We start from the raw sequence: 7,147 nt of genomic DNA on the forward strand, positions 1-7,147 counted from the left end.
ACGAGCCGGTCGCAGGCGATCAGGGCGTCGTGTCCGTACGCGGGCCGGTCGCGGCGCGCCGTCGCCCGCTGCTCCAGCTCCGCGAGCGTGGTCGTGGTCGTCGTCGTGTCGGTCATCGGGTGTCTCCTGCTCTGAGTTCGGTGATCGATCCGCGGCGGCCCGCCCACCACGCCTGCCCTGCGGCCACGGCCGCGGCCAGCGTGACCACGCCGGCCGCGGGCAGCGCCAGCGACCACGGATCGGCACGCAGGGAGACACCGCCCTCGGGCGCGGAACCGGAAAGGGCAGCGAACGCCAGTTGGCCCAGATCCACCCCTGGTGCCAGCAGCCAGACCGTGCCCCAGCCCACCAGGATGCCGCCGAGGCCGGCCAGCACCGCCTGTGGCAACGCTTCGAGAAGAAGGAGCCGGCGGCCTTGTCGGCGGGCGAGGCCCATGGTGCGCAGCCGGGCCAGCAGCGCGGTGCGTTCCGGCGCGGACTGCAGCAGCGAGAGCAGCAGCGCGAGCGCGGCGTAGCCCGCACCCGCGGCGATCGCGGCCGCGTAGATCCGCTCCGCCCCGGTCTGCAGGGGCGAGTCGGCGAACGAGGCCCGCACCTCGCTGCTCAGCTCCACCTCGACATCCTGATCCACGGCGCCTGCGGCGGCCTTCAGCGCTCCCTCGTCCACCTCGTCACCTGTGGCCAGAAAGAGCGTGGTCGTGGCCTGATTCGTGAGCTTCGAGGCGTCGACCACCAGGAATTCGGAGGCAGCAATCGCGGGGATCCGGCTGCGGACCGCGGTCACGCGGACGGTGAAGTCCCCGGCGATCGATTCGATGCGCTGCGGTTTGCGGCCCAGAGTCTCGGCGACGTCCGGCGAGGCGATCGCGTCGAGGACGGCGTCTCCTTGCGTGCCCGGGCCCCCCTGAAGTGCGCGGGCCGGGAACGTGCCGAGCCCCAGCTGATCGGTGAGCCGTGCATAGGACTGCGGTTCCACGCCGACCAGTGCGGGGAGCAAAACACCCTTGACCGGGTGTTTTCGGGGCAGCAGGTTGATCGAGGGTTCGATCTGCACCGGGGCCACCAGCTGGACGCCAGGGACGTCCCGGACCGCCTGCTCGAGGCCGTCCGGCAGGGCCCCGGTGCCGTTCTGGCCGGAGATCCGTGCGTCCGCGCCGAGCGCCGTCAGCGCGGCCTGGTCCCGTGCGTCGGCGATTCCCGCCAGAACCGCACCTCCGAACGCCGCAGCGGTCAGGGCGATCAGCAGCGCCAGCAGCGGCAGGACACCCGTCGCCGAGGAGCGGCCCGTACGAGCCAGTGAGAGGAAGCCGAGTGCTCCGCGCAGCCGGCGGGCCGGCCGGGCCGCCCACCGCAGCGGCAGGGGATACAGCCGTGCGAGCACCAGCGCCGCGATCAGGCCGACCAGCACCGGGGCCCCGCTCACCAGGTAGTCGCCCGGGTCGCTGGCGCCGCGGCGGCGGATGGTCACCACGGCACCCACCCCGAGGAGCAGCAGGCTCAGTTCGGCGACGGTACGCCGGCGGCTCGGCCTGGCGCGGACCACATCGGCCCGCTCGGCGTGCATGCGGGGGCTGCGGTGCAGCACAACCGCACAGACCGGCAGCGCCAGGCAGGCGATCACCGCGACCGTCGCCGCTGCCAGGACTGCCGGGAACAGCCGGCCTTCGGGGATCGACAGGACGGCGGCCACGAGGCCGGCGCCGGATGCGGGCAGGGCGACGACGGCCGACTCGGCGAGCAGTCTGCCTCCGATGCCGCGCAGCGACCCACCGCGCGCCCGCAGCAGTGCCAGCTCTGCGCTGCGCCGTGCGGCGATGAGTCCTCCGGTCATCGCCAAGGTCACTGCCGCGACGGCGGCGGTCCCGATCGCGGCCACCGCGACGACCGCTGTGAGGGCGGAGCGCATGGCCTTGTGGGACGAGAGGATGCCGTCCATCCCGGTGGTCAAGGACGCGTGCCTGCCGGCCGCGTCCTTGAGGCGGAGCAGATCCGGACCGCCCTCAAGGGAGGCCACCCGGTCGATGAGGGGCGGAAGATGCTGAGCCGTCAGCCCGCTGGTGTCCGGCGCGACGCGCCAGTAGGGCTGTGGCTCGCCGAGGGTGCCCAGCAGTGCGGGCGCCGCTTCGGGGGCCAGGAGCAGCCCCGCCTGCCAGTACTGTTCCGGAGGCAACGTCTTCGTGATCGCCAGGGCAGGGTTGCGCAGAAGCGCTTCGGCCGACCAGTAGCTGCCCTGGGGTCGTACGGGTTCGACGATGCCGGTGATCCGCACGACCAGCGGTCCACCGTTCGACGTGTCGATGTGCAGCAGGGAGCCCACGCGCATGCGCATCTTCTCGGCCGTTGCTGCCGTCACGGCGGCCTCGACCTCCCTCGTCTCCGCCGTCACCACGGCCGGGGCGGACGGCAGCCGCCCGGTACGGACGGTGGAGTGCCGGGACAGTCCGGCCTGCGCGGCGAGGATGAATTCGGCTGGGACCCCTTCCGGTCGCGGCAGCCAGGCGTCCCTGGCGACCAGGAACTTGGTGGTCTGGACGCCGTACGCGGACTGCGCGGTGTCGGCGCGCAACGGTGCGGCCAGCAGCGGCAGCACCCTGCGGTACGCGGCCTCGATCACCTGAGGCCGCAGTGCGTGCTCCCTGGCGGACTGCGGAAGTTCGAGGCCGGGCTGCGGCGTGGTCAGCTCCAGGACGCTGCGGGCCGGGTGTGCGCCGGAAATGTCCTTCCGCAGGCTGCGGGACTCGTTGGTGTCGACGGCTCGCGGGAAGGCTGCGGCCAGGAAGGCCGTGAGCAGGACCAGCGCACCGAAGGCGAGCGCGGAGGCCGGCGCGGTGCGCAGCCGTGTCCTGGTCCAGGGGGCGACCGGGCGCTGACGTGTCGTGTCCGGCCCGCCCGTACGGGTGGTCATCTCAGGAATCTCCCTGGTGGCGCAGGGTCAGTGCGGGGTGGGCGCGGCGCAGAGCGATGGCGGCGACGGTCAGCAGGGGCAGGAGGGCGACCCCGGCGAGCAGCAACGACACATGAGTGAGAGGCAGTTCGACCAACACGTCCGGCGCCGGCTGAGTGGCGCGTCCGGTGAGGACGATCAGTGGCACCACTGCGCGGGTCAGTGCTGCTCCCAGGGCAGCGCCGGCCAGCAGTCCGGTGGCGATCAGCACGCCCTGCTCGGCGGCGACCATCCGGGCGAGCCTGCGGCGCGGCGCGCCCAGGGCGTTCAGAAGGGCCATCTCTGCGGAGCGTTCGCGCAGGGCGCCGACCGCGCTGACGGCGAAGCCGACCGCGGCGAGCGCCGCGGCCGCGAGCGCGACGGCCGGCAGCGCCTGACGCGGCCCTGCGCCGAGCGGGTCGTCGGACAGTTCCTCGGCGACCTCGTCACGCACCAGGACATCGGCCGGATCGGCGTCGGGCCGCTCGCGCAGCGCGTCGGCGACCGCGGCGGCCTTCCCGGGAGCGGTGCTCAGCCACCATTCGGTGGGGGCGAGGGGTGCGCTCGCGCGACGCGCGAACAGCTCGTTGACGGCACCGAGGTCGAGCAGCAGCGCGCCTCCGTCGTCGTTCTCGGTGACCGGACCCGTGCCGGTGGCGGATCGGCCGGAGCCGTGCTGGGCCGAGTCGGCGGCATTCGCCTCGGGACCCGTGGTCGGCAACTGCCGCAGGGTGTCGACGATCGTCACCCGCACGTCCTCGCCGGCCAGCGTGACGTTGACGCTCTGTCCCTGCCGCGCGCCCGCCGCCCGCAGGAACGCGTCCGACGCGATGCCGGCGAGCTCCCGCTCAGGGGCGGGCCGTTCGGCTGTGAGGCGGAGCTCCGTGCCTTCGGCGGGGGGATACGGATCATCCTTGGCCACCGTCGATGCGATGCGGAACGCCACGGCCAGCGGCCGCGCAGCCGAGGTCGAGGGCCGCAGTGTCACCGGCGTTTGCGCGACGCCGTACAGCGTGCTGGTGCTGGTGCTGCTGCCCTGCCAGCGCATGCCGTTGGGCACGGCGACCGGCCGCGCCGCGCCGTCACCGCCTTCGGCCAGCACCTGCTCGACGCTGAGGCGCAGGTTTCCGGTCACACCCGGGGGCACTCGCCCGTCCAGCCTCAAGCCCGTGATCGTCAGAGGCCCGACAGGGGCGGCCCGCCCGCCTCCGCCGGTCACGTCAAGATCCAGGCCAAGCACGTGGACCGCACCGTCGGCCGCGACATTCCCCAAGGGCAGCCGGTGCACCAGGCCGTAGCCGTCCTCCACCACCACGGTGGCCGCCGGCACGAATCGCGTGACCGCCGTCTTCCTTCGTTCGTCCTGGAGGCGCAGACGGAGGGTGATGCCGCTGGTCCCGTCGGGCAGCACGAGACCAGGACTGGCGTCGGCCCCGTGGGAACGAGTGGCGGCCAACAGCCGGTCGGCCTTCGCGTCGGCAAGGTCCTCCCGCAGCATCAGGTGCTGTTCCGCTCGTGCGGTGTCCAGGGCCAGCACGGTGGCGATGCGGTTGTCCGACAGGCCCAGAGTGGTGCGGTGCGCTGGCGCGGCGACCCGGACTCCCGGCTGGGACGCGTACTGGCCGGCGTCGCCGGGGCTGATGACAGCGTTGTCATGTACCCGTATCGAGGCGCCGACGCGGAAGTCGGCCTGATCGTTCTGCGAACGGTCCCACGAAGCACTCTGTCCGATCGCCAGCATGCCCATCGAGACCGCGAGCACCAGCAGCAGGACCGGCCCCGCGCCGCGCTGCGGTCGCCGGCTGAACTGCCATGCGGCAAGCGCCGAGGGCAGCGTGCGTCCGGCCGCCGCCCTGCGCTCGACGAACCGCGCGACCGGCGGCATCAGGCGCAGGACCAGTACCGTGCCGGCCAGCAGCGCCAGCGCGGGCGCGACGACCAGCAGCGGATCGACGCCCAGGCGGCCGTTGCTGTCCCCACTGAGCACACCCGTGCCGGAGTGCGCCGTCTGCTGGTTCAGCTGCCAGTACGCCACAGCGGCGACGGCCAGCAGCGCGACGTCCGCTCCCGCGCGCAGTGGTGCGGGCAGCGCGGCGGCCCGGCCCCGACGCCGGCCGGCGCTCGCCGCTACGGCGGGTGCGACCACCGCCGCGGCGCAGCACACCGCGACCAGACCTGCCACCAGCCAGACCGCAGGTCCTGTGGCGTCGTCGAATCGCAGCCCGATGCCGCCGAGCGAGGAACGCTCCACCAGCTGCCGGGACAGCGGACCCGCGAGCAGCGGGGCACACAGGGCCGCCGGCAGGGCGAGCAGAGCTGCCTCCACCCCGGCGAGGCCCGTGATCCTTCGGCGCGACCCTCCGCGCGCCTGCAGCAGACCGGTCTCCCCTGCGCGTTCGCTGCTCAGCAGGCGGGCGACCAGCATCAGGGCGTACGCGGCCAGCACGATCAGCTGCACCGCGACGATCACGAGGGTGGAGCGGGACACCATCAGTGCGCGTTCGGCCTGCGCGAGAACCCCGGGCAGGCCGGTGCGTACGGTGACCGATCCGGCGAACGCCGGGTCCTTGCGCAGCGCCTCCTGTCCTCGTTCGGCAGCGGTACGCAGCGTGGCGATCCGTTCGGTGCCGAGATCGCGGAAGCCGGCCGTGGCCAGCCAGGCCGTGGCCCCCTGGGAGGTACGGGGAGAGGCGAGCACGGACGGGTCGGCCATGAGTGGCCCGTACGTGGTGAAGGCGAGGGTCCGCACCCCGCGTCCGCCGAGGCTGTCCAGCTGCCAGTACGGGTCGGCCGCGTCGGCGGCCCGGTACAGGCCGGTGACACGTACCTCCAGCGGCTTCTCCGACACCCGGTCGGCAAGCGTCAGCCGGGCACCCGGCCGGAGTTTCAGCTGTTGGGCGGCCGCCTCGGGGAGCGCGACCGGCAAGGGTTCCGCGGCCGACCCGACGGGCCCGGGCAGCGTTCCCTCGACGAGCTCGATGCGGGACCGGTCCAGCGCCGCGAACTCCGTGAGGTCGGGAAACTCGGCGTCGGCGGCCGCACCCCTCGGCTCACGCGGCAGGGCATAAGGCCCCGAGCGCTCCAGCTCGCGCACCGAGACCGGCAGTCCGTCGAAGGTCTGCCGCGCGCCGCGCACCACCGCCTCCTCGGCCGCCTGCCGCCGAGCGGACGGCACATCGGCGCTGACGACGAGGGCGGCGGCCACCGCATCCCGGTGGCCGAGACTGTGCTGCAACGCGGCATTGCCGATGGCGCCGGAGAACGCGCTGAGCACGGCAAGGACGCACGTCGTCAACAGGACGGCGAGCAGGGAAGCGGTCAGGAGCAATCGATGGGCTCTGAGGCGAAGAAGGACAAACCTTGTCACACTGTTTCCTGCCTCTTCGTCCGTGGATCGGCCTGAGCCCCGCTGTGAGAACCTACATGTGACACTGGACAGGCAACGGTTGAGTGTTCAAGATTCATGTGATCGTGACCTTGTCGGCGGTGCCAACATTCGTCGCTCGGGGCTGCCAGGATCAGTTCCGAACCGGCACCGCAGGTGTGGTTGTCACCCGGCACCGTCGCGGCTCCTGCCGCAGACCGGACGCCCGCGGTCAGGGCGCCCCGGAGGGCCGGACGGCCACCCCTGTCGAGCCGCTGAAGGCAACACCGCACCAGCCGCATCCGGCCCTCCTGGGCCGCCCAGCAACTCACGGAGATCCGCATGTCGAAGAGCCCGAGCGGGAGCACGACCGACAGCTCGGCGGCGCCGACACGGCACGGCCACGGTCAGGCCGTCGCGGAGGAGCCCGACCGCGGGCCGATGGTCCGTGTGGAGAACCTGCACCGCTCGTACGGCACCGGTGCTGCCGCCGTGCATGCCCTGCGGGGGGTGTCCTTCGAGATCCCGCGCGGTGAGCTCGTCGCGCTCAAGGGCCGCTCCGGGTCGGGCAAGACCACGCTGCTCAACCTGGTCGGCGGCCTCGACAGCCCGGACGGGGGCCGCATCACCGTCGACGGCACGGAGATCTCCGCGCTCGGCGAGGACGGCCTCCTGCAGCTGCGCCGCGACCGCATCGGCTTCATCTTCCAGTCCTTCGGGCTGATCCCGATCCTCACGGCCGCCGAGAACGTCGGCGTGCCACTGCGGCTGCGCAAGGCGGACCCGCGCGAGCGCGAGGAGCGCGTGCAGCTGCTGCTGTCCCTCGTCGGCCTGGCCGACCACGCCGCCCAGCGGCCGGG

General features: G+C 73.1%; 3 protein-coding genes and 1 pseudogene. 1 reads left to right on the forward strand and 3 read right to left on the reverse strand.

The features are described 5' to 3' along the window. The 3 genes and pseudogenes from ABT078_RS42095 to ABT078_RS42105 all read right to left on the reverse strand — a co-directional run. Positions 1–116, reverse strand: a pseudogene (locus ABT078_RS42095) (ABC transporter ATP-binding protein); the annotation flags it as partial. Then, positions 113–2,905, reverse strand: coding sequence for an FtsX-like permease family protein (locus ABT078_RS42100; protein ID WP_351237710.1), 2,793 nt, complete (start codon positions 2,903–2,905; stop codon positions 113–115). The gene ABT078_RS42100 and the pseudogene ABT078_RS42095, both read right to left, overlap by 4 nt. Position 2,906: 1 nt before the next feature. After that, a complete protein-coding gene (locus ABT078_RS42105; RefSeq protein ID WP_502981573.1) occupies positions 2,907–6,251 on the reverse strand; it encodes an FtsX-like permease family protein in 3,345 nt (1,114 codons plus the stop codon). Between the two features lie 477 nt (positions 6,252–6,728). Here ABT078_RS42105 and ABT078_RS42110 point away from each other — a divergent pair. Further along, positions 6,729–7,147, forward strand: a 419-nt coding sequence (locus ABT078_RS42110; RefSeq protein WP_351237714.1) for an ABC transporter ATP-binding protein, incomplete at its 3' end; no start/stop codon positions are given.

This window comes from Streptomyces sp. NPDC002133, assembly GCF_040296405.1.
Taxonomy (GTDB): domain Bacteria; phylum Actinomycetota; class Actinomycetes; order Streptomycetales; family Streptomycetaceae; genus Streptomyces.